Genomic DNA, 22,218 nt, shown 5'->3' with positions numbered 1-22,218 from the left:
TGTTTGCCGAACCGGGGGCGACGGAGATATCAAGGGTTGTGCCAGCTGTGAATTAGCCGATATAAATCAATTGCTTGCGAGGAAAAACGGCAGGTTTAAGCGAATGCTAAACCCGAAAACAAAGAAGAAGTGCGCAAGAAGTTGCGCACCCCTGTGCAACTTCTTGCGCACTCGTCTGCACACCGCGAACGACGTGGCCTCCAACCCATCAACCACCCCATTCTTACGAAACGAGTGCGCAGCTTTTTGCGCACCATGGCTATGAGTCATCCGAAGGCTCTCTGCGCCAGCCCCTCCCCAACCCCGACCACAGTGAGAAATGCGACAACCCTGATCAGCATCAAGCAGGCGCCATCAGGACGAAGCTGATAGACTGCGCCCCGAAATTACTCAAGAGGAACGCTTCATGGCCACTAACCGCTCCCGTCGTCTGCGCAAAAAACTCTGTGTCGACGAGTTCCAGGAATTGGGCTTCGAACTGAAGCTGGGCTTCAAAGAGGACCTGGATGACGAGGCCATCGATGCTTTCCTCGACGCTTTCCTGACAGAGGCCATGGACGCTAACGGTCTGGACTACGTCGGCGGCGACGACTTCGGTCTGGTTTGCCTGGCGAACCGTGGTTCGGTCAGCGAAGAACAGCGCGCTGCTGTCGAAGCATGGCTAAAAGGCCGCAGCGAGCTGACTGAAGTTGAAGTCAGCCCCCTGCAGGACGCCTGGTACCCGGAAAAGCCGATCAACGCGGCTGTCTGATGAGCTGGCGGGCCTTCCCGCCGAGCTGATACCTAAAAAGCCATCCTTCGGGATGGCTTTTTTGTGTCCGGGATTCGAGGTTTTGGTGTGTTACCGGACAAAAGACCGCAGCCGGACGTCACGAATGCTGCTGGGAAATGGCGGCCTGCAGCCGGCGTTACGGGAAAAAACCACGGTTTAACGTGACTTTGAATGGGCAAGCGCAAAAAATAGCGCCGTTTGACGGCAGTACCCCGGCGCAAGTCACGAAAGCTTGGGGCATAATGCCGCTTTACCGAAACGCCAGTGTCACGCCCTGCCATCGGGCATTTTCTGGTGGATCGTTCACAATGCGAGGGAATTCACCCCCTCTTCATCTTCGTTGTTCGCTGCAGTAGGGTTTATTGAATGATCAAGTCTTTGCGTCCGCTGTTTATCGCCACCCTGCTTTTGCCCCTCTCGTTCTCCATCGCCGCCGCCCCTATCAATACAGCCCTGCCCCCCAAGGTTCAGGAAGCACTCAAAGCCAGCAAGCTGCAGAACGATGCGCTTTCGCTGGTGATGCTGCCGGTCAGCGGCCCCGGCACCCCGACTGTTTTCAACGCCGACGTGTCGGTCAACCCGGCTTCGACCATGAAGCTGGTGACCACCTACGCCGCACTGGAAATGCTCGGCCCGACCCATCAGTGGAAAACCGAGTTCTACACCGACGGCACCCTCAGCAATGGCGTTCTGCGTGGCAACCTGTACCTCAAGGGCGGCGGCGATCCCAAGCTGAACATGGAACGCTTGTGGCTGCTGATGCGCGACCTGCGTGCCAACGGCGTGCAGCAGGTGACCGGCGATCTGGTGCTCGACCGCAGCCATTTCGTACAACCGCAACTGCCGGTGTTCGATGACGATGGCAACGATAAGAACAAGCCATTCCTGGTGCGCCCCGACTCCTTGATGGTCAACCTCAAGGCCCTGCGTTTCGTCACCCGCAACGACGGCGGCAGGATTCTGGTTTCGGTAGAGCCGCCCATCGCCGCGATCCACATCAATAACCAGGTCAAGGCGCTGTCATCCAGCAAGTGCACCGGCGACGTGCTGTACAACCCGGTGCCGGAAGCCGATGGCGGCATCACCGTGACGGTGTCCGGCCAGTTGGGTGACGGCTGCAACTCCCAGACCTATCTGTCGCTGCTCGATCACCCGACCTACACCGCCGGTGCCGTGCGCGCCATATGGCAGGAACTGGGCGGGACCATTCTCGGCAAGGACCGTCTGGACGTGACACCGGGCAGCGCCAAGTTGCTGGCCAGGGCCTTTTCGCCGGATCTGGCGGAGATCATTCGGGACATCAACAAATTCAGTAACAACACCATGGCCCAGCAGCTGTTCCTGAGCCTGGGCGCCGAGTTCCGTAACGAAGCCGACGGTGACGACGCCAAAGCCGCACAGCGTGTAGTGCGCCAATGGCTGGCGAAGAAAGGCATCATCGCGACGCATCTGGTGATGGAAAACGGTTCAGGCCTGTCCCGCGCCGAACGGGTCAGCGCACGGGAAATGGCGCAGATGCTCCAGGCCGCGTGGAACAGCCCGTTTCAAGCCGAATTCATGAGTTCGCTGCCGCTGGCAGGCATGGACGGCACCATGCGCAAACGCCTGAAACGTACCGCCCTGCGCGGTGAAGCCCACATCAAGACCGGCACATTGAACACCGTCCGGGCGATCTCCGGATTCAGTCGCGACAGCAATGGCAACACCTGGGTAGTGGTCGCGATTCTCAACGACCCGCGTCCATGGGGTGCGTCTTCGGTGCTGGATGAAGTACTAGTCAGCCTGTACAACCAGCCGAAACTGGCGAGCACGCCGATTTCGCTTCAGCAATAACGTCACGCGCCGGGCTGTGCGAAGTCGCTCGACGACATGCGCACAGCCCGGCGGCCAGTCTTTACGTACCTGCTCTGCCTACCAGCTCTGCCCCAACCCCAGCAATCCGAGAATCTGTTTGCGTAGGTCAACCAGATACGGGTCATCACGGTGCCGTGGATAGGCACGGTCGATGATCAGCTCGGCCTTGATCTGCGCGGGCCGGTCGCTGAAGACAATGACGCGATTGGCGAGCAGCAGCGCCTCCTCGACATCGTGGGTGACCAACAGCGCCGTGTAACCCTGGCGTTGCCACAGATCGATCAACTCCTGCTGCATGGCAATCCGGGTCAGCGAGTCGAGCTTGCCCAGCGGCTCATCGAGAATCAGCAGTCTTGGCTCGTTGACCAACGCCCGCGCCAGCGCCACCCGCTGGGCCATGCCGCCCGACAGCTGTCGCGGATAGGCGCGTGCGAATTGACTCAAACCGACCTTCGCCAAGGCCTCATCAACCTTGCCCTTGGTGGTTTTGAGCAGACCCTGAGCTTCCAGGCCGAGGGCGACGTTGTCCCAGACCCGACGCCACGGGTACAGGGTCGGGTCCTGAAACACCACCACCCGCGTCGGATCCGGCCCGGTGATCGCCACACCGTCCGCCGTAATGCTCCCGCTGTCCGCACCTTCCAGCCCCGCGACCAGCCGCAGCAGGGTGGACTTTCCACAACCCGACGGTCCTAACAGGGCGACGAATTCCCCCGGTTCAACCTCCAGCGACACCCGCTGCAGCACCGGCAGCTTGTGCCCTTCGAGGGAGAAACCGTGGCTCAGGTTATCGATGCTTAGCGCCAGACCACGACTGTGTTCGGCGCTTGCCGCTCTGGCTGCATTTACCATTTCATTGCTCCTTGCTGCCACGCCAGCAGACGGTCACGAATCAGAAACAGCCCCGAGATCAGCCCCGAACAGGCCAGCGCCATGATCAACAATGCTGCGTACATGTTGGCGTACGCCGCCCACCCCTGGGCCCATTGCAGGTACCAGCCGATGCCGGATTTCACGCCCATCATCTCGGCGACAACCAGGGTGGAAAACGATGCGCCGAGGCCCATGAACAAGCCGACGAAAACGTGAGGCAGCGCTGCGGGAATCGCCACTTTGAAAATGAGAAAACCCTGTCTTGCGCCTAAGGTACGGGCCACGTCGTAGTAGGCCTTGTCGACGCTCGACACCCCTGACCACGTCAGCACCGTCACCGGAAACCAGGTCGCCAGCGCAATGAGAAACACGCTGGCACTCCAACTGCTGGGGAACAGAAAGAAGCACAGCGGCAGCAAGGCGGTGGACGGCACCGGGCCGAGGATCCTCAACACCGGGTGCAGCCAGTAGCCGATGCTCCGCGACCAGCCGATGGCGACGCCGGCGATGAACCCTGTCAGTGCGCCAAGGGCGACACCGCTGCCCAGGAGAATTGCCGAATGAAACAGGCTGTCGGCGAGGCGCGGCCAGTCCTCGACACAGACGTCCAGCAGCGCTTGGGGTGGCGCGAAGAACGGCACCGGCAATACGCCGAATTTGGCGGTGAGCAGCTCCCAGATCGTGAGCAGAATCGGCAGCGCGATCAGCCAGGGGCCGAGCGTTTGCGTACGCGTGGCGATGCGCGGAGACCAACGCCCCGCAACCACCGCCAGCAGGATCAGCCCGGCCATGATCAGGCACAGATTCGCCAGACCCTGGGTCATCGGCCAGAGACGGGTGGCGTTGGGCAGATACACGATCAATAGCGCCGCCGCGAGCCAGACCGCCGCCGCCACTACGCCGTGCAGCCAGAAGCGCCCCGCCGGGTGTTTCAGCCGTTCGACGCCGGCCGCCAGCTCAACTGAAGACATCGGCAGTGATCTCCGCAGCAAAGGCGTTGGCATCAGTGCTTTGACGGATGACCTCGACGGTTTTCAGGTCGCGAACGTAGGTGGCGATCTCGGCGGTCAGTACCGCGCCGACGGCGTGATGTCCATGGGTGTGATCGTGGAGGATGGCGACGACTTCCTCGGTGGTGGTGTTCAGCGCGTAAGCCTGGAACCCTTTGGCCACCTCCTCCGGATGCTTGACCGAGTAATCGTGGGCTTCAAGAATCGCCTGAGTCAGGGCCGCCACGGCGCGTCTGTCGTCCCGCGCCAGTTTGCCGGTCACGCCCACCACGCAGCAGCTGAGGCTGGCGTAGTCCTCCACCAGATTCGACGACAGTTCGCGAGCCTTGCCGGCGTTGATCAGTCGGTACATGAACGGGTCGCTGCCGCTCACCGCCTGCACTTCGCCGCGCTCCAGCGCGGTACCCAGCAAGTCGGCCGGATACAGGCGCCACTCGACGTCGCGCACTGGGTCGACGCCATGTTTCTTCAGGAGGATGGAAAAGAAGTTACGGTCGGGACTGGCCATGTCGGTCACGCCGATGGCCTTGCCTTTGAGGTCTTCGAGTGTCTTCACGTTGCCACTCGCCGCCGTCAGCAACCGCAAGCAGCCGCCGTGTGTTCCGGCAGTCAGCTTGACGTCGAAGCCCTGCTCCAGCGCTTTCAGCCACCGCAACGCCATGCCGATGCCGGCGTCCGCTTTGCCCGTCGCAATGGCTTCCAGCAACACTTCGGTCGAGTTGCCGAAATTGACCAGCTCGACGTCCAGATTGTGCTTCTTGAAAAAGCCCTGCCCGTGGGCGATGACCACGGGGGCCAGGCACACGGCGTTCAAGTTGATCGCAAGCTTCAGCGCCCTCGGCTGATCGAGCCTGATGAATTCGCCCGTGCCCGCCGGCTCGCTCGCCCCGCCACTGACGTCGGCGCCGTGCCCGGCATGCTCCGCATGTTCGTCCGCAGCCCAGACGCCGCGCGGCAATGACAGCAGAAGTGGCGATGCCAGCGCAGCGCCGGCGAGGCTCAGCACCCGCCGACGGCTCAATTGATCGAAAACGGCCATGGTGTTCCCTTACCCGGTGAGTGAGATGGTCGTCGCCGAACGAGAATTTTTAATAACCAAATCCTGGGGTTTCGCCGACTGCTTAAAACATTAGCACCGGCCATTTAATTAATTAAATTCATTTTTGTTCTATATGACTATGCAAATAGTCTATCTGAATGACTTCGCATCCTGCATGCCAGGCGGCATCGAAGCGTACTGGCTGACGGCAATGTCATGCACCACCTCGTGCACTACCGCTATGCTGCGTGCTCGACCCATCACCGGATTCGCGCCGCCAATGAAGACCTCCAAGACCCAGACCCTCCGCCACTCTCTTCTCATCTCGGGATTGCTCAGCGCGCTGCTATCGGCAGCGCTGCCAGCCCACGCCGAAGACAGCAAACCCACCCGCGTGCGCGGCGCCATCACAGCGATCGAAGGCGATGCGCTGAAAATTCACAGCAATCGCGGAGAAGACCTGCAGGTTGCGCTGACGCCTGACACGCAGATTCGCGGCGTCACGTTGGCGCAGGTGTCGGAAATCAAACCGGGCAGCTACATAGGCTCCGCCGCGGTGCCGCTGCCGGACGGTTCGTTGAAGGCGCTCGAGGTGCATGTGTTCCCGCCGGAAATGGCGGGCACGGGGGATGGCCATCGGGCCTTTGACCTGACGCCGGACAGCACGATGACCAACGGATCGGTCGGCGATCTGGTCGCCAGTAATGGCCGCACCATCACGGTGAATTACAAAGGCGGGCAGAAGAAGATCGTCATCCCTGATGACGTGCCGATCGTCAACCTGGTGCCAGGCGATCGCAGCTTGCTCAAGCCCGGTGTGAAGGTGGTGCTGCAGGCGCAGAAAGGTTCGGACAACTCGCTGACGGCGCTGTCGATTTCTGCAGGGGAAAATGGCGTGACGCCGCCAATGTGAAGCGGCCAATGTGCAGGGCTTGTAGCGTTAAAAACCTGCGTGGCGCCGGTAGATGAAACAGCACCGGTCAGCATGCGCAGGTCAATTATCAGGTCTGACTCAAAGACAGGTCGCGAGCACCGCGCCACGTTGCTCGATCACCTTGGCGCCGGGCTTGGCGTAGAAATTGACCTTGGTCATGCCCGCCTTGCCCGCCACGTCAGCGAAATATTCGCCCTCGGTGGTGTAGACCGTGAAAGCGCCCGGCCCGCCCTTAGCCATGAACACGTCAGCCACATCACCGAACAGCTGAACGTTGGCCCAGGTGACCTTGATGCATTCGGCGACGGCGACCGCAGGCTTCTGACTGGTGTAAACCTGCGCCGGCCCTGCCGAACGTGTCTGATTCAAGCTCATGCAACCCGACAACAGGATCAGTGCCACAGCGCCCACCCAATGTTTCATGCCAGTCCCGTTCATCAAACGTCCTTTTCGTTAAAAAAGGAACGATGTTACCAGCAACCTCAAGCGAGCCCCATGGGTAAGCCGTCCGAGCGCTTAATCATCCAGCCCGGCGGGCGGAGCAGCAGGCGCGGCCTTGCCGGGCTTGGCCGATTTGCCTGACGGCGTTGCGGTCTTCGGCTCGGCGACGGGCGCAGGTGGAGCAGCGGCGGCTGCTTCCTTCTCGGCCATCGGCATCTGGTCGATGGTGCTGAAAATCTCCTTCGGATCGATGGGGCCGTTGTGAGTCATTTTCTTCTCGCCGTCCTTGCCCACCAGAATCACCTGCGCCTGTTTTTCTGTCTGTGCGCCAAGCTTGAGTTCGCGGATCAGGGCCATGGTGGTCTGGGCGTCGAGGTCTTTACCGTTACGCTGCCCCACGGTATTGATGATGGTGTAAAGGACCATGTCACGTTTGGCGAAACCATCCTTGTTGGCGGGTTCGTCCAGACTTTTCTTAAGAGCCCCCAGCGTCGGGTCTGCCGAACTCGACGCGATAACGATCAGTGGACGGGCCTTGCCGCGCTCCTGGGAAAGTGGGCCATCACCGTCGGCAGCCAGCAAGGGGCTCGACACGGCGAACAAAACGGCAAGGGTCAACGACCGGCTAAACATACACACCTCCTCTGGTTTTCCATGCACTGATGATCGCGCATCATGGGAAAAGGTCCAGACGGTAGCGGGAAAAAAACCGGATTTATTTCGCGGCGCGCAGAGGCTCGCGGGTATCGAATAGGGGCAAAACGTCCGGCCATAGGGGCTATGTCTGACGTGAGCACCGCTGACCTGACGGGAAAATTTCGGGCAAAAAAAAGGGCGAATCTTTCGATTCGCCCTTTTTTGTCACCGCCCAGCAGAGCGGATTTGTTTGGTAGGCGCGATTGGACTCGAACCAACGACCCCCACCATGTCAAGGTGGTGCTCTAACCAACTGAGCTACGTGCCTGCTGTGGGTCGGCATTCTACGGATATTCAAATGACTGTCAACGTCTTTTTCGCCCACTAAGCCTATGAATATGCAAATTATTTCCCCGTAGCATCGACAAGGGCGGATCAACCTACTGAGTCGCCGTCGATCAGCGAGATTCGGGCGGTGAACGCCATGACCGGCCTCCCGATCGCCAGCGGATACTTGGGTGAATCAACGGGGACCCTCGACTTGCGCACCGAACATGCCGCCTGTCGCCATCATGGCACTTCGGACGAACTTCAGATGCCCAATGATGACAAGGAACCACGACACGGAGATCACCTGATGAACAGATTATTGACTGCCTTTACCCTCGGTTGCGCGCTGACCTGCACTTCCCTCACAGCGCTGGCTGGCGCCACATCGCCAGATATGGGTCCGCCACCTTCCCAAACCGGCATCGACCCGCGCGTACAGGGCAGCGACCCGGCTCGCCAGGGCTCTGATGTGGACACGCAAACCAAGAAAGGCATCAGCATTGGCGGCGGCACGTCGATGAGCAATGGCACCGGCAATAACAACGATGCCGATTTGCCCGGTGGCGATACCACCAATGGCGGCGGCAGCAAGGGCTCGGGTTCGTCGAGCGCGGGCGGCGCTGGCGGTTGAAGCACTACTTAGGCGCGGGCCATTACAGACGAATCATTAAGGGCGCTTGAACAGCGCCCTTTTCGTGCCCGGTTGTCGTGGCTTGCCGTCGTGCTTTGATATAGTGCGTCGCCGCCGCGCCCGAACCAGGGTCGCGGACCCGGGCGTCATCAACAGTGGAGAGCGGCACCGTGGGCATGAAGAAATCAGCGCTGGAACTCAAGCGTGACCTGAGCACCATCGCGGCCAATCTGGAAAGCACTGCAGGCGAAATCAGCCGACTGGCCGAACGGGTCAACGATGTGGACGTGGTCGCGGTGCTGCACTTGATGAACCAGCAGTACAAGGACGCTGACCGCCTGCGCGCCTATGTGGACGAGATCAGGGCGGGCCGCATTACCCGCGCCAAGGCCGACTGATCGGCCGGCGCAATGGCCGCTCGCCCGGGGTGATTCAGGTTCAAGCAAGCAAAAAAGGGTGACCCTCTCGGGCCACCCTTTTTTGTTACCGCCCAGCAGAGCGGATTTGTTTGGTAGGCGCGATTGGACTCGAACCAACGACCCCCACCATGTCAAGGTGGTGCTCTAACCAACTGAGCTACGTGCCTGCTGTGGGGCGGCATTCTACCGGGATCCGGAACGCTGTCAACTTTGATTCATCCCTAAGCCTATGAATGTCCGAGCTATTTGTCCCTGCACTGGCGAATCATGCTAAATGAGTGCGCCCGTGCCTCGGTGGCCGATGCCTTGCCAGCATCGCGTCAAGGCCCGCAAACCTCCAGTGTCGGCTGGCCGCAAAATTTCATCTCAGGTAGGATCCGCCCACTCGTAAAAAATATAAAACAGGGGTTACAGGATGACGAACACGCCATACCCACATTCCTATTACGCCGCTTCCGCCAATCCGGTTCCGGTTCGGCCTCGGCTGCAGGGGGACGTCGAGACCGACGTGGTCATCATCGGCGCCGGCTACACCGGGCTCTCCAGCGCGCTGTTTCTCCTGGAACACGGCTTCAAGGTTACCGTGCTGGAAGCGGCGAAAGTCGGTTTCGGCGCCTCGGGACGTAACGGCGGACAGATCGTCAACAGCTACAGCCGCGACATCGACACCATCGAAAAGAGCGTCGGGCCCAAGGAAGCACAATTGCTCGGGCACATGGCCTTCGAGGGCGCGCAGATCATCCGGGACCGCGTCGCCAAATACCAGATCCAGTGCGACCTGAAAGACGGCGGGGTTTTCGCCGCGATCACGCCCAAGCAGATGGGCCATCTGGAGTCGCAGAAACGTCTCTGGGAACGCTACGGCCACACGCAGCTGGAGCTGATGGACCAGCGCCGCATCCGTGAAGTGGTGGCGTGCGACCAATACATCGGCGGCATGCTCGACATGAGCGGCGGTCACATCCACCCGCTGAACCTGGCGCTGGGCGAGGCGGCGGCGGTCGAGTCCCTGGGCGGGGTCATTTACGAACAGTCTGCGGCTACCCGCATTGATCGCGGCGCCAGCCCGGTCGTGCACACCGCCGAGGGCAAGGTTCGGGCGAAGTTCGTGATCGTGGCAGGCAACGCCTATCTGGGCAATCTGGTCCCGGAACTGGCGGCCAAATCGATGCCCTGCGGCACACAGGTCATCACCACCGAGCCGCTGAGTGAGGAACTGGCGAGCACGTTGCTGCCCCAGGATTACTGCGTCGAGGACTGCAACTACCTGCTGGATTATTACCGGCTCTCCGGCGACAAACGTCTGATCTTCGGCGGCGGCGTGGTCTACGGCGCCCGCGATCCGGCGAACATCGAAGCGATCATCCGGCCGAAGATGCTCAAGGCGTTTCCGCAACTGAAGGACGTGAAGATCGATTACGCATGGACCGGCAACTTCCTGCTGACCTTGTCGCGGTTGCCCCAGGTCGGCCGGCTGGGCGACAACATCTATTACTCGCAGGGATGCAGCGGCCACGGCGTGACTTACACCCATCTGGCCGGCAAAGTGTTGGCCGAAGCCTTGCGCGGACAGGCAGAGCGATTCGATGCCTTCGCCGGCCTGCCGCACTACCCGTTCCCCGGCGGGCAATTGTTGCGCACGCCGCTGACGGCATTGGGTGCCTGGTATTACAGCCTGCGGGACAAGCTGGGGTTTTGAATCAGAGGCGATGAACGGCCAACCGTTAACGGGCAGCTGGATTGTTCAGCGCCTTCACCGCCTCGCCCGCCGCCTGTTCCTGACCGGCCTGGGCCAGATCATTGGCGGCTTTGAGCCAGCGCTCGCGGTCTACCGGCACCGGCACCTGGCGTGGGCTCTGGATCAGCACGGCCCAGTTGCCGGCGTCGTTCCAGTCCGAGGTGAACGAATCGAAGCTCGCTGTCACTCGCCCAGGCCCGGTATAGATCAGCACCGTGCGCTTGTTCTGATCGAACCCGACCAGCACGCCGTAGCGCTGTTCTTTCCAGAACATCGAGCCGTCCGAGAACCGCACCATGACCGGATACCCCGCCGAGACCTGGGCCAGCAGGTCCGGGAAACCGTGGTCGACGGGGTACACCACAAACCCGTATTCGCGGGCCAGGTCCGACATGCTGCGGTCGAGCTTGTCTTCGGCGCCCGGCAGTTTCAGCGGTTTTTCCAGCAGCCCCGGCGTGGTCTGTACCCCATGGACGGTCAGCATGCTGGCCAGTGCGAACGGCGCGCTTTGATAATCCTTGCCCCGGAACGACGGCACCGCGTTGATTTCAACCCGGTCGGGCAGTGTCTTGTACATCGGCGGATAGCCGGGTTTCCAGTTGTGGGCATTCGAGCAGCCTGCCAAGACCAGCACGGCGGCCAGCGCCAGCCATTTGCGTCGACCTGCAACGCTATCCAATCGCGTCAATGCCCGCACGTTCTTCACTCACTTGACTGATGGCGAGGGATCCCTGGATCCGGCCGGAACGCGGATGATAGAGCCGCCACCGGTTGCGGTATAGCCCGAAACGCTGTCAACGCGAGTGGATAGAACAAATCGGTCATGCAATTCCTACCACCGGTCAATTTTTGGCAACAACAGGGAGACTAGACTGTCGGTTACTAAGAGACGAAGAGAAGAGCCGGAGGAAGCCATGAGCCTCGGAATGACCATTGTGATGTTGATCGCTGCCTGGCTGGCCGTTGCGGCCGCCATGTTGTGGGGGGTGATGCGTATCTCGCGTCGCCATCATCCGCATTATCGGGAAACCGAAGCCGCGAAATCCGTAGAACGCGCACAACGCAAAATCCGTCATGTCACGGCCCATTGATACTGCCGTGTAACGACTGATCACCGTACAAATGAAAACGGTCGGTAATGGCATCCCATTCCCGACCGTTTTTTATTGCCCTGCTTTTGTGCTGCTTCGCTCTTTATCGGCGGGCGAAGCTTATCCAGGCGTCAGACCTTCTGGCCCTGCGCTTCGGCGTCCAGGCGGCGCTGGCGGGACCGACGAACCAGCATGTTCAGCACTTCAATCAGCGCCGAGAACGCCATCGCGGTGTACACGTAGCCTTTCGGAACGTGGGCGCCGAAGCCTTCGGCGATCAGCGTCATGCCGATCATGATCAGGAAGCCCAGCGCCAGCATGACCACGGTCGGGTTATCGTTGATGAACTTGGCCAGGGGCTCCGACGCCACCAGCATCACGACCACGGCAGCCACCACGGCGATGACCATGATCGGCAAGTGCTCGGTCATGCCAACGGCGGTGACGATACTGTCGATGGAGAACACCAGGTCGAGCATCAGGATCTGACCGATCGCAGCGGCCATGCCCAGGGTGACTGTGCTGGACGCGGCTTTCTCGGCTTCGCTTTTGACGTCGACGCTGTGGTGAATCTCGGTGGTTGCCTTCCAGACCAGGAACAGGCCACCCGCGATCAGGATCATGTCCTTCCAGGAGAAGGCCTGGCCGAACACTTCGATCACCGGCGCGGTCAGCTGGACAATCCACGCCACGGTGGTCAGCAGGCCCAGACGCAGGATCAACGCCATGCTGATACCGATCCGGCGCGCCTTGGTGCGCTGGTGAACCGGCAGCTTGTTGGTGAGAATCGAGATGAAAATGAGGTTGTCGATACCGAGCACGATTTCCATGACGACCAGTGTCGCCAGAGCGATCCACGCCGTTGGGCTTGCAGCCAGTTCCAGAAGGTATTCCATATAAGCGAGTGTCCAGAATCAGTTCAGGGGATAGGGCGGCATTCTAGGGACGGAAACACTTCAGTAAAATTCGTATTTTTCAGGCGTATACTTCGGTTTTCCCGAAGTGATGACCCCCATGCTCAATTACCGACAGCTGCATTATTTCTGGGTCGTGGCCAAAACCGGCAGTATTGTCCGCGCCTGCGAGCAATTGAACCTCACGCCACAGACCATCAGCGGGCAAATCAGCCTGCTGGAGCAGACCTACGGTGTCGAATTGTTCAAGCGCGTTGGCCGCCAGTTGGAGCTGACCGAAACAGGCCGCGTCGCCCTGCCCTACGCCGAGCAGATGTTCCAGCTCGGTGGCGAGCTCGAAGCGGTGTTGCGCGCACAGCCCGACGAGCAGCAAATCCTCTTCCGCGTCGGCGTCGCCGATGTCGTGCCCAAATCCATTGTTTATCGGCTTATCGCGCCGAGCATGGCGCTCAATGAGCTGGTGCGCATCAGTTGCCGGGAAGACCAGCTCGAACGCTTGCTGGCGGACCTCGCGATTCAGCGCCTGGACCTGGTGATTTCCGACAGCCCGATGCCCTCTCATCTGGACATTAAAGGCTACAGCCAGAAGCTGGGCGAATGCGGCGTGAGTTTTTTCGCCACCCGCGCCCTCGCCACCCTGTACGGCGAGAACTTCCCCCACGGCATGCAAGGCGCGCCGCTGCTGGTCCCAGGACAGCAAACGGTGGTGCGCAGTCGCCTGATGCGCTGGTTCGCCGAGCAGAATATCCAGCCGAAAATCGTCGGGGAGTTCGACGACAGCGCCCTGATGAAGGCCTTTGGCAAATCCGGCAGCGGGATTTTCATTGCGCCAAGCGTGATCGCCGATGAAGTGATCGAGCAATACGACGTCGAATTGATCGGCCATACCGATGCCGTGACCGAGTCGTTCTACGCGATTTCGGTCGAGCGCAAGGTCAAGCACCCCGGCATCGTCGCGATTACCGAAGGCGCACGGCGGCAGCTGTTCCCGGACTAGGCGTCGCAGGCTGCGGGGTTTGGGCGGACGGTCATCAGCAGCAGGGCCAGCACGATGGACAGCAGAATAATGCCAGCCGCCGCGAAGCCCAGACTGCCAAGGCCCAGATGATCGATCACCCGCCCGCCAATGATCGCGCCAATGCCGATGCCCAGATTGGCCCCGGCGATGTTGAGCGATGCGGCGAAGGCCGGGGCCTGTGGCGCCGCTTTCATCAGCCGGACGTGGCTGACCAGAAACAGCGCCGCCTGGGTTGCGCCCCACACGGCCAACGCCAGGGCCAGCGCAGGCAGGGAATGCATGCTCGGCACCACCATGACCATGCCGCCGATCATGAAGGTACAGAAGGTCAGGCTGGCGATCAGTGGGTGGCGATCCACCAGCCGCCCGCCCAGTGAATTGCCCAGCAAGCCCACCGCGCCGAAGCCCATCAGGCACCAGCCGACCACCGTGCCGTTGAACCCCGCGAGGCGCTCGAGCATGTCCGCCAGATAGGTGTAGGCGGTGAACATACCGCTGAAGACCAGCACCGACAGCAGCACGTGGCCCTGCATCAACGGGCTGCGCAGAATGCGGAACTGGCTGCGGAACGAGGCCTGATCCTTGTGCACGCTGCTGGGCAGGTAAATGAACAGCAGCAGCGCCTTGGCGAACGCCATCACCGCGAGGACGGCGAAGGCGCTGCGCCAGCCGATGGCGTCCGAGATCAAGGTGCCAACGGGGATACCGAACACCGTGGCGCAGACGATACCGAAACCGATCTTGGCAATCGCGCGGCCGGCGTGGTCAGGGCCAACGATGTCTACGGCGGTTTCGCTGGCCAGGGCCCAGAACACCGGCAGCCCGAGGGCCGGGATCAGCCGCGCCGCGGCCATCAACCAAATGTTGGGCGCCAGCGCGGCAACGGCGTTGGAGACGCCAAACATGATCAGCACCGAAATGAACAGGCGCTTGCGCTCGAAGCGCGAGAAGTACGCGGTCAGGAACGGCCCGAAGCAGGCCACCGTGAAGGCGAACAGCGTGACCAGCAAGCCGGCCTGGGGGATGGTGACGGCCAGGTCGCGGGCGATGGCGGGCAGCAGACCGACGATAACGAACTCTGTGGTCAGCACGGTAAAGCCCGCAGCTGACAGCAGATAGATGGGGAAAAACATGAAATCTCCAGAACGACGAAACGACCGGTCCTCGCGGAGCGGTCGATCGGATGTGGCGTAAATCAGGACGCGGAGGTTATCAGAGCCGGGCGCTTGGGAGCCAGGCGCCGGACGAGCCACGTGTCGCTGCCCGAGCAGAGCCGGGCAGCAAGGCCTGTCAGTAAGCGCCCATGTAGTCGCGCTTGCCGACTTCCACGCCGTTGTGGCGCAGCAGGTCATAGGTGGTGGTGACGTGGAAGAAGAACTGCGGCAGCGAGTAATGCAGCAGGTAGGTCTGGGTGCTCAGACGCTTTTCTTTATCGGTGCCAGGGCGCAGGACGATTTCCCGCGCTTCGTTGCCATCGACCTGTTCGGCCTTGATGGTGTCGAGGAACGCCAGCACTTTGGTCAGCAGCGCTTGCAGATCGGCAAAGGTGGTTTCGGTGTCTTCGTACTTCGGCGGCTCAAGACCTGCCAGTCGTGCGCCGGCGCCTTTGGCGAAATCAACGGCGATCTGCACCTGACGCACCAGCGGGAACATGTCAGGGAACAGACGCGCCTGCAGCAGGGCATCCGGCTGAATGTTCTTGGCGGTGGCGTGGGCTTCGCCTTTGGCCAGGACGGCGCTGAGGGCGGTGAGCATTTGCTTGAAGACAGGGATCGAAGCGGCGTAGAGAGAAAGGGTCATGGCAGTTCCTCGGGAAATGAGTCGCACGGAGGCGGACGCGAACGCGGCTTGTCTTTTACCTCATCCAGCCCCTACCCTCATAGCCTTTTCAACGCCTGGGGAATGGGTCATGTCCGAAGAGCTGGATTCCGAAAACACCGTTGAAGCCTCGGATGCGCTGCAGCTGAGCAGCACCGAAGTGCGCATTCTGGGCTGCCTGATCGAGAAGCAGGCGACCCATCCCGAGACCTACCCCCTGACCCTCAACGCACTGGTGCTGGCCTGTAACCAGAAGACCAGTCGCGAGCCGGTGATGAACCTCACGCCCGGCCAGGTTGGCCAGAGCCTGCGCGCATTGGAAAGCCTGCAACTGACGCGTCTTGTCATGGGCAGCCGGGCGGACCGCTGGGAACACCGCGTCGACAAAACCCTGGAGCTGGTGCCGGCGCAACTCATCCTCACCGGCCTGCTGTTGCTGCGCGGCCCGCAAACCGTCAACGAGCTGTTGACCCGCAGCAACCGCCTGCACGATTTCGAAGACACCGACGCCGTGCTGCATCAGCTTGACCGGCTCATTGGCCGAGGGCTGGCGGTGTTGATCCCGAAACAGGCAGGCCAGCGCGAAGACCGCTATATGCATGCGCTGGGTGATCCGGCTGACAGGGAGACAATGCTTGCCGCCCGCGCGCATCCGGCAGAGCGCAATAGCGGCGGCAGCCATTCAGGCAGCGCGGGCAGCTCGGCGATGGCGGAGAGAATCGAAGCCCTCGAAGCCCGCATCGCCGCCCTGGAAGAGCGGCTGGCATTGCTGGAAGGTTGAGAGCGGCTCCGAGGAATCCTAAGCCTGGTGCAAAACCTGTGGAAGCGAGCTTGCTCGCGAGGGCGGGTACATCCACTGCATGTGCAGCGGCGGATATACCGTCTTCGTGAGCAAGCTCACTCCCACATGTCCCCTGTCTGCCGCGCGACAGCGTGCTGCCTGAAGATCGGTAGTCAAGCACACCCTGACGTTACCCAAGCGCAAGCATCAACCCCGCGCGAACGCCGCCGCTGCCTGATACTGCTCCTCGGTGGGCGTCACGCCGGTGTAAAGAATGAACTGCTCCAGCGCCTGTATCGCCGCGACCTGGTCACCGGTGATCAGGCGTTTGCCGAGGCGCTCGGCCTCAACGATGAACGGCGTTCGCGCGGGCGTAGCGACCACATCAAAGGCCGTGTCGGCCTGTTCGATGGCGGACACGTCGAAGGCCAGCGCATCGGCCTGATCGCCAGCCATGCCCAACGGGGTGACGTTGACCAGCAGCGGTGGGCGCTCGCTGCCCAGTTCGGCTTGCCACGCGAAGCCGCAGGTTTGTGCAAGCGCCCTGCCCGCCTGCTCGTTGCGCGCCACGATCAGCCCGTCAGTAAAGCCGGCGTCACGCAGGGCACAGGCGACGGCCTTAGCCATGCCACCACTGCCGCGCAAGGCAAAGCGGGTGCGCGGCACTTCATGGGTATCGACCAGTTGGGCGATGGCGATGTAATCGGTGTTGTAGGCTTTCAAGTGGCCATCGGTATTGACGATGGTGTTGATGGATTGAATGGCGTCGGCGGACGCGTCCAGTTCATCGACCAGTGCAATAGAGGCTTCTTTAAACGGCATCGACACGCCGCACCCGCGAATGCCCAATGAACGCATACCGGCAATGGCTGCAGGCAGGTCGTTTGGCGAAAAGGCCTTGTAATAGAAGTTCAAGCCCAACTGTTGATACAGGTGGTTGTGGAAGCGCACGCCGAAGTTGCCCGGGCGTCCGGCCAGCGACATGCACAACAGCGTTTCCTTACTGGCAGTGACCAACATGAAATCTCCCGAGTGGTATTAGAAGACGCCTGGGGAAAGGCGTAGAATCGCGACGCTCCGCCGAAAGCGGCAAAGCCATTGTCATTAAAAGTGTCGAATACCTTACACAAAATTTACGCAACGGCCTCGCAGATATTTCCGAAACCGTTGTCTGAGAAGTTATCCCGTGGCAGTGCCTGAGCGTAACGCAGGCTCGCGACAACGGGACTGAACACCGAGGAACAGTCATGATTCGTCAGATCCCCAAAGTTGCCTTGTTGTTAGGCGCCCTCGCCCTCGCAGGCCAGGCTGAAGCCCATGGCGGCGGCCCGGGCTGGGGTGGAGCCGCCGTAATCGGTGCGGTCGTCGGCGGTGTTGTCGGCGCGGCAGTGGCGTCCGGGCCGGTTTACGCAGCACCCGCTCCCGTGTACGCGGCCCCGGCGCCGGTTTATTACGCGCCACCGCCTCCACCGCCGGTTTACTACCAGCCGGCTTATGTCGTTGAGCGCCCGGTCGTCTACGCACCGCGTTACTACGGCCCGCCACGTTATTACGGTCCACCACCGGGCTATTACCACGGTGGCGGTCGCTGGTAACAGCGGTTTGCTCCTGAGCACAGGGCTGTCGATTCATGGTCGCCAGCCCTCACCCAACACAGACCCCGCCTCCCCGGCGGGGTTTTTGTTTCAGGGGTATTGATGCCGGACCGCAGCACCGCTTTGCGCACGTGTCCCCAGCACTGTCCCTACCCGCTCATCAATGACGACTATCGAGAGCGGTGATTTCTGCATCAACCGGTCGGGCCTTAAAGTAGCGCCATAGATTGTTGGAGGCACTTATGACCAAGGTTCAAATCATGTCGGTTGTCGGCAGCGCAGTTCCCCCTCAGCTTCGTGAGCGCGGTCTGTTGGCGTGCTGGTACCTGATGCACAACGGCGAACCCGTCAGTGGTCCTTTGCCTTCACTGCCAGCGGCGCAGGCCCTGTCGCAGCAACTTGAATGCCGCTCACTCAACAGCTAACCCCTTATTCGCTCTTCCCCGTGAATCGTGCGTTGCTCCGCACACCCCTTTAGCCCGCCTCTTTAATGACGCGGGCGTTTTTTTTTTGCGTGACGATCCGATGTTGAGGCGCAGCGCTGTTTATCAGCCAGGCCATAATCGGCAATTCGACCCGTTTAAATACAGGCTTTTTGGATCCGCCACCTGAACCTGACCTATACAACAGCGCTTTATTAGCGAAACCCCGCACCGCCCCATCGACAACTTCAGAAACTTGCTCCTAAAATGCGCCGAACTTGTTGTCGTGCTTGAAGAAAGTCCGACGTTCCACGCTATTTCCATCCTTTAGTGAGCTTTGCTCTTGAAAATTCGCCCAACCGTCATCGGCCTATTATTTGCACTTACAGGCTGCGCACTTTCCACTGCCGCATTTTCCACCACCGCACTGGCGAAAGAGCCGGCGGCGTTCAATCGCGACCCGGCCAATCTTCATCTGGCCTCCGGCAGCGCCATGATCACCGATCTGCAAACGGGTCAGGTGTTGTATGCGAGTAACCCCGACATTGTCGTGCCGATCGCCTCGGTGACCAAGCTGATGACCGCGATGGTCACCCTCGACGCCAAGCTGCCCATGGACGAGATGGTCAAGGTCGACATCTCCCAGACCGCGGAAATGAAAGGCGTGTTCTCCCGGGTCAAGCTCGGCAGTGAGCTGAACCGCCACGACATGATGCTGATCACCCTGATGTCGTCGGAAAACCGCGCAGCGGCGAGTCTGGCTCACAGCTATCCGGGCGGCTATCCGGCGTTTATCCGGGCGATGAACGCCAAGGCCAAGTCACTGGGCATGAACCACACCGTGTACATGGAGCCCACCGGCCTGTCGGTGTACAACGTTTCCACCGCGCGGGACCTGACCAAGCTGGCCCTGGCCGCACGCAACTACCCGATGCTGCGCGAGCTGAGCACCACGCCGGAGAAAACCGTGACCTTCCGCAAGCCGAATTACATCCTCGGCTTCAGCAACACCGACCATCTGGTGCGTAAATCCAACTGGGACATCAAGCTGACCAAGACCGGCTTCACCAACCAGGCGGGTCACTGTCTGGTGCTGTTGACCAGCATGGCCAATCGTCCGGTGTCCGTGGTCATTCTCGACGCCTTCGGCAAATACACCCACTTCGCCGATGCCAGCCGCATGCGCTTGTGGATGGAAACCGGCAAGAGCGGCCCGGCGCCGGAAGTCGCGCTGCAGTACAAGAAAGAAAAGAATCAGGTGATGAGGCAGAAGGGTTTGCAGGCGTCGGAATAAGACGTCGCGCAACGTTCAGTGGGAACCCGCCGGGTTCCCGCTGATCACTGACTCGCCCGCGCCATGCGCTTGAGTATCACCACCATCCCCACGCCCAGCCCGGCCATGCCGGCCAGCAACGCCGGGTAGCTGATCCACCACGCAATAGGCGTGGTCATCATGCTGTATTCCGACATCCCGCCAATCCCCGCCACCAGATTCAATGGCAAGAACACCACGTTGATCAACGTCAGCTTGCGCAGCAGGTTATTGGTGTTGTTATTGACCAGATTGCCCCGCGCATCCATCAAACTGGCGAACACCGTGGAGTAGATGTTCGCCTGTTTATGGCACTGTTCGTTCTCGATGATCATGTCTTCGATCAGTGCCAGGCTGTCGCCGGAAAACTGATGCTTGTGGGCGTGATTGCGCAGGCGCGTCAGCACCGAGCCGTTGCTGTCGATGGCGTTGATGTAATAGACCAGGCTTTCGCTGAGGTTGAACATCTGCACCAGATGGCGGCTGTCCATCGACGCATTGAACTGCTGCTGCAATTCCCGGGCGATCATCTTGATCACCTTGAGGTGACCCAGATAATGATGGATGTTATGGAACAGCACCTCCAGCAACACGTCCAGCAGCGTGTGCATCGGCCGGTGCTGTCCGAGGTCGCTGATCTGCTTGCTGTCGGCACAGATCAGCACCATGTGATGGGGGCTGAGCAGCACCCCGAACGACGACACGTCGAAGGAAAACGTGTCCTTGCCCGAGTAGTTTTCCGGCCGCTTCCAGATCATGAACAGCGCGTCTGGATGAAACTCGATGCGCGACACCTCGTCGGGGTCGAGCGCCGAGGCCAGAGCGTGGTCGTCGAGGTTGAAGCGCTCCAGCAGCAGCGTCTTTTCGGCGGCGTCCGGGTCGCTGAACCAGAGCACGCTGGCATCCGCTTCGGCGCATTCCCTTAACCTGCCCGCTTCCAGGCGGTGGCCCTTGATCACCGGCCTAACCCGCCAGACCGCGACGTTTGATGTCGAGGCGGCGAATGAACTCTTCCAGCACCAGCGCGTACAGATCGTCCTGCAGCCAGGCGTCTTCGATGCCGGCGTCGAGGTTGGGGTTGTCGTTGACTTCGATGACCACGACGCGATCGCCGGACTGCTTCAAGTCGACGCCATACAGCCCGTCGCCGATCAGGTTGGCAGTCTTCACCGCCAGATCCACCACGGCCTTTGGCGCGTCGTGAACCGCGAGCGTGCGGCACTCGCCGTTGATTTCCGCGTCGATGGCCTTGTGGTTGTAAATCTGCCAATGCCCCTTGGACATGAAGTACTGGCAGGCGAACACCGGTTTGCGATTGAGCACGCCGATGCGCCAGTCGTATTCGGTGTAGAGGTATTCCTGGGCCAGCAACAGCACCGAATGCTCAAACAGTTCCCGCGCCGCTTCCTGCAATTGCTGCGCGTCCTGGACTTTGATCACGCCCTTGGAAAAACAGCCGTCGGGGATTTTCAGCACCAGCGGAAAGCCGAGCCGTGCCGCCACGTACTCCAAATCATCCGGTCGCTCCTTGTAGAGGATTTCCGTGGCCGGCATGCCCAGCTTGTGGCTTTTGAGCAGGTCGGTCAGGTAGACCTTGTTGGTGCAGCGCAGGATCGACGCCGGGTCATCCATCACCACCAGCCCTTCGCTCTCGGCCTTCTTGGCGAAGCGGTAGGTGTGATTGTCGACGCTGGTGGTCTCGCGGATCAGCAGCGCGTCGTATTCGGCCAGCCGCGAGTAATCCTTCTTCTCGATCAGCTCGACGTCCACGCCCAGTTGCTGACCGACGCGGATGAAATTATCCAGCGCCTTGGGGTTGGACGGCGGCAACGCCTCCTGCGGGTCATGCAGGATCGCCAGGTCGTAGCGATAGGTGCGGGGGGAACGGGGCTGGCGCCAGATCTTGCGGCTGAAACTGTCGAGAGACTGGGCGAACTGGTCCTGCTGGTGATCACGCAGGCGGGTCAAGGCGCCGGTTTTGATGCCGACGATGTGCCAGTTGTCGCGCTTGCGAAACTCCACCAGCAGGATCGGCGCCGGAAACGCCTCGAACAGTTGACGGGCAAGGTCCTGCAACGGAGCGAGATCGGTCTGACCGAAATACAGGCTCAGGGTGAAGCCTTCGGTTTCGTCATACGGATGGTCACGCAGTGCGTGTTCGAGGCGCTTGTCGAGGTCATCCAGGGCCAGGCCGTAAAGGGATTTCCGGGTCAGTTCGCTGATGGTTTTGACCGACGGAATCACGTGGTGACCCCGGGCTTCGGCCAGCAGCGAGCAGTAATAACCATGGCCCAGATAGCGGTAACTGCGGCACAGGTTGATCACTTGCACCCGCTGACCGGCAGTGTTCTGGGGCGGATTTTCCAGGTAGTCCTGGGCGCTGATCAAGTGTTCGCTGGGCAAGTAAGACGACCAGTCTTCGAGCCGCTCCACGACAATCAACAGTTGGCTTCGGGTTGAAACAGGTCTCAGCGGATTGACATTTAAAGTTGCCGAACGCTGAGGTTGTGCTGATACTTCGTCGGTCTTCACCGGCACCGCATTCATGAGTTGATCCTTCGGGAAACAGTCCTTTCTATAAAACATGGCT

24 protein-coding genes and 2 tRNA genes are annotated in these 22,218 nt (G+C 60.7%); 12 read left to right on the top strand and 14 right to left on the bottom strand.

From position 1 onward, the window contains the following. The first annotated feature begins 406 nt into the window (after nucleotides 1–406). Nucleotides 407–751 carry a YggL family protein gene (locus ABEH28_RS02235; protein WP_065988787.1) on the top strand — a complete coding sequence of 115 codons (345 nt, stop codon included), beginning with the start codon at nucleotides 407–409 and terminating at the stop codon, nucleotides 749–751. 387 nt (nucleotides 752–1,138) lie between these two features. After that, a complete protein-coding gene (dacB, locus tag ABEH28_RS02230; protein ID WP_346628954.1) occupies nucleotides 1,139–2,605 on the top strand; it encodes a D-alanyl-D-alanine carboxypeptidase/D-alanyl-D-alanine-endopeptidase in 1,467 nt (488 codons plus the stop codon). A 78-nt stretch (nucleotides 2,606–2,683) separates the two neighbouring features. Here the strand turns inward: dacB and ABEH28_RS02225 are convergent, their stop codons facing one another. Genes ABEH28_RS02225 through ABEH28_RS02215 form a run of 3 tightly spaced genes read right to left on the bottom strand, consistent with a single transcriptional unit; the run spans nucleotide 2,684 to nucleotide 5,548 of the window. Beyond that, nucleotides 2,684–3,478, bottom strand: coding sequence for an ABC transporter ATP-binding protein (locus ABEH28_RS02225; RefSeq protein ID WP_346628953.1), 795 nt, complete (start codon nucleotides 3,476–3,478; stop codon nucleotides 2,684–2,686). Further along, complete coding sequence (locus tag ABEH28_RS02220) at nucleotides 3,472–4,470, bottom strand: ABC transporter permease subunit (protein ID WP_346628952.1); 999 nt, start codon at nucleotides 4,468–4,470, stop codon at nucleotides 3,472–3,474. Before ABEH28_RS02220 ends, ABEH28_RS02225 begins: the two co-directional genes overlap by 7 nt. Then, nucleotides 4,457–5,548: an ABC transporter substrate-binding protein gene (locus ABEH28_RS02215; protein ID WP_346628951.1), complete on the bottom strand. Its 1,092-nt coding sequence runs from the start codon at nucleotides 5,546–5,548 to the stop codon at nucleotides 4,457–4,459. Before ABEH28_RS02215 ends, ABEH28_RS02220 begins: the two co-directional genes overlap by 14 nt. Nucleotides 5,549–5,828: 280 nt before the next feature. Here ABEH28_RS02215 and ABEH28_RS02210 point away from each other — a divergent pair, with 280 nt between their 5' ends. Further along, nucleotides 5,829–6,461, top strand: coding sequence for a DUF5666 domain-containing protein (locus tag ABEH28_RS02210; RefSeq protein ID WP_346628950.1), 633 nt, complete (start codon nucleotides 5,829–5,831; stop codon nucleotides 6,459–6,461). A 99-nt stretch (nucleotides 6,462–6,560) separates the two neighbouring features. Here the strand turns inward: ABEH28_RS02210 and ABEH28_RS02205 are convergent, their stop codons facing one another. The 3 genes from ABEH28_RS02205 to ABEH28_RS02195 form a co-directional block, all read right to left on the bottom strand. Then, complete coding sequence (locus ABEH28_RS02205) at nucleotides 6,561–6,905, bottom strand: 2-oxoacid ferredoxin oxidoreductase (protein ID WP_346628949.1); 345 nt, start codon at nucleotides 6,903–6,905, stop codon at nucleotides 6,561–6,563. Nucleotides 6,906–6,998: 93 nt separating this feature from the next. Beyond that, complete coding sequence (locus tag ABEH28_RS02200; RefSeq protein ID WP_192172478.1) at nucleotides 6,999–7,556, bottom strand: DUF4174 domain-containing protein; 558 nt, start codon at nucleotides 7,554–7,556, stop codon at nucleotides 6,999–7,001. 254 nt (nucleotides 7,557–7,810) lie between these two features. Further along, nucleotides 7,811–7,887 (bottom strand) — tRNA-Val (locus ABEH28_RS02195). Between the two features lie 309 nt (nucleotides 7,888–8,196). Between ABEH28_RS02195 and ABEH28_RS02190 the strand changes: the two genes are divergently transcribed. Next, nucleotides 8,197–8,520: a hypothetical protein gene (locus tag ABEH28_RS02190; protein WP_282371330.1), complete on the top strand. Its 324-nt coding sequence runs from the start codon at nucleotides 8,197–8,199 to the stop codon at nucleotides 8,518–8,520. A gap of 170 nt (nucleotides 8,521–8,690) precedes the next feature. Then, entirely contained in the window at nucleotides 8,691–8,918 is a 228-nt protein-coding gene (locus ABEH28_RS02185) for a hypothetical protein (protein WP_192172629.1), read from the top strand. A 111-nt stretch (nucleotides 8,919–9,029) separates the two neighbouring features. Here ABEH28_RS02185 and ABEH28_RS02180 read toward each other — a convergent pair. Further along, nucleotides 9,030–9,106, bottom strand: a tRNA-Val gene (locus ABEH28_RS02180). Between the two features lie 248 nt (nucleotides 9,107–9,354). Between ABEH28_RS02180 and ABEH28_RS02175 the strand changes: the two genes are divergently transcribed. After that, nucleotides 9,355–10,638, top strand: a complete 1,284-nt coding sequence (locus ABEH28_RS02175) for an FAD-binding oxidoreductase (protein WP_346628948.1) — start codon at nucleotides 9,355–9,357, stop codon at nucleotides 10,636–10,638. Nucleotides 10,639–10,663: 25 nt separating this feature from the next. On the opposite strand, the gene ABEH28_RS02170 is transcribed toward ABEH28_RS02175, so the two are convergent. Continuing rightward, on the bottom strand, nucleotides 10,664–11,365 hold the full coding sequence (locus tag ABEH28_RS02170) for a peptidase C39 family protein (protein ID WP_346628947.1): 702 nt from the start codon (nucleotides 11,363–11,365) through the stop codon (nucleotides 10,664–10,666). A 226-nt stretch (nucleotides 11,366–11,591) separates the two neighbouring features. On the opposite strand from ABEH28_RS02170, the gene ABEH28_RS02165 reads away from it, so the two are divergent. Beyond that, nucleotides 11,592–11,768, top strand: a complete 177-nt coding sequence (locus ABEH28_RS02165; RefSeq protein WP_192172473.1) for a hypothetical protein — start codon at nucleotides 11,592–11,594, stop codon at nucleotides 11,766–11,768. Nucleotides 11,769–11,899: 131 nt separating this feature from the next. Here ABEH28_RS02165 and ABEH28_RS02160 read toward each other — a convergent pair whose 3' ends face one another. Beyond that, nucleotides 11,900–12,664 (bottom strand): TerC family protein, encoded by a 765-nt coding sequence (locus ABEH28_RS02160; protein WP_192172472.1) that lies wholly within the window; start codon nucleotides 12,662–12,664, stop codon nucleotides 11,900–11,902. A 118-nt stretch (nucleotides 12,665–12,782) separates the two neighbouring features. Here ABEH28_RS02160 and nhaR point away from each other — a divergent pair, with 118 nt between their 5' ends. Then, a complete protein-coding gene (gene nhaR, locus ABEH28_RS02155) occupies nucleotides 12,783–13,679 on the top strand; it encodes a transcriptional activator NhaR (protein ID WP_346628946.1) in 897 nt (298 codons plus the stop codon). Here the strand turns inward: nhaR and ABEH28_RS02150 are convergent. After that, nucleotides 13,676–14,833, bottom strand: coding sequence for an MFS transporter (locus ABEH28_RS02150; protein ID WP_346628945.1), 1,158 nt, complete (start codon nucleotides 14,831–14,833; stop codon nucleotides 13,676–13,678). The genes nhaR and ABEH28_RS02150 overlap by 4 nt on opposite strands. A 157-nt stretch (nucleotides 14,834–14,990) precedes the next feature. Then, the gene (locus ABEH28_RS02145; protein WP_192172469.1) at nucleotides 14,991–15,500 is read right to left on the bottom strand and encodes a DUF1993 domain-containing protein; all 510 of its coding nucleotides are present in this window, start codon (nucleotides 15,498–15,500) and stop codon (nucleotides 14,991–14,993) included. 109 nt (nucleotides 15,501–15,609) lie between these two features. On the opposite strand from ABEH28_RS02145, the gene ABEH28_RS02140 reads away from it, so the two are divergent. Continuing rightward, a complete protein-coding gene (locus tag ABEH28_RS02140) occupies nucleotides 15,610–16,299 on the top strand; it encodes a DUF480 domain-containing protein (RefSeq protein WP_346628944.1) in 690 nt (229 codons plus the stop codon). 207 nt (nucleotides 16,300–16,506) lie between these two features. Here ABEH28_RS02140 and ABEH28_RS02135 read toward each other — a convergent pair whose 3' ends face one another. Further along, a complete protein-coding gene (locus tag ABEH28_RS02135) occupies nucleotides 16,507–17,319 on the bottom strand; it encodes a shikimate 5-dehydrogenase (RefSeq protein ID WP_346628943.1) in 813 nt (270 codons plus the stop codon). Between the two features lie 227 nt (nucleotides 17,320–17,546). Between ABEH28_RS02135 and ABEH28_RS02130 the strand changes: the two genes are divergently transcribed. The 3 genes from ABEH28_RS02130 (at nucleotide 17,547) to pbpG (ending at nucleotide 19,610) form a co-directional block, all read left to right on the top strand. Next, on the top strand, nucleotides 17,547–17,894 hold the full coding sequence (locus ABEH28_RS02130; protein WP_192172466.1) for a hypothetical protein: 348 nt from the start codon (nucleotides 17,547–17,549) through the stop codon (nucleotides 17,892–17,894). Nucleotides 17,895–18,136: 242 nt separating this feature from the next. Next, the gene (locus ABEH28_RS02125; protein ID WP_282373350.1) at nucleotides 18,137–18,319 is read left to right on the top strand and encodes a hypothetical protein; all 183 of its coding nucleotides are present in this window, start codon (nucleotides 18,137–18,139) and stop codon (nucleotides 18,317–18,319) included. Between the two features lie 340 nt (nucleotides 18,320–18,659). Further along, complete coding sequence (gene pbpG, locus ABEH28_RS02120) at nucleotides 18,660–19,610, top strand: D-alanyl-D-alanine endopeptidase (RefSeq protein WP_346628942.1); 951 nt, start codon at nucleotides 18,660–18,662, stop codon at nucleotides 19,608–19,610. A 44-nt stretch (nucleotides 19,611–19,654) separates the two neighbouring features. On the opposite strand, the gene ABEH28_RS02115 is transcribed toward pbpG, so the two are convergent. Together ABEH28_RS02115 and ABEH28_RS02110 are read right to left on the bottom strand one after the other, a co-directional pair. Further along, entirely contained in the window at nucleotides 19,655–20,587 is a 933-nt protein-coding gene (locus ABEH28_RS02115; protein ID WP_346628941.1) for a magnesium transporter CorA family protein, read from the bottom strand. 4 nt (nucleotides 20,588–20,591) lie between these two features. After that, a complete protein-coding gene (locus ABEH28_RS02110) occupies nucleotides 20,592–22,175 on the bottom strand; it encodes a RimK family protein (RefSeq protein ID WP_346628940.1) in 1,584 nt (527 codons plus the stop codon). Nucleotides 22,176–22,218 lie beyond the last annotated feature (43 nt).

The organism is Pseudomonas sp. Ps21-P2 (assembly GCF_039672565.1).
Taxonomy (GTDB): Bacteria; Pseudomonadota; Gammaproteobacteria; order Pseudomonadales; family Pseudomonadaceae; genus Aquipseudomonas.
This window is presented reverse-complemented; position numbering and strand designations above follow the sequence as displayed.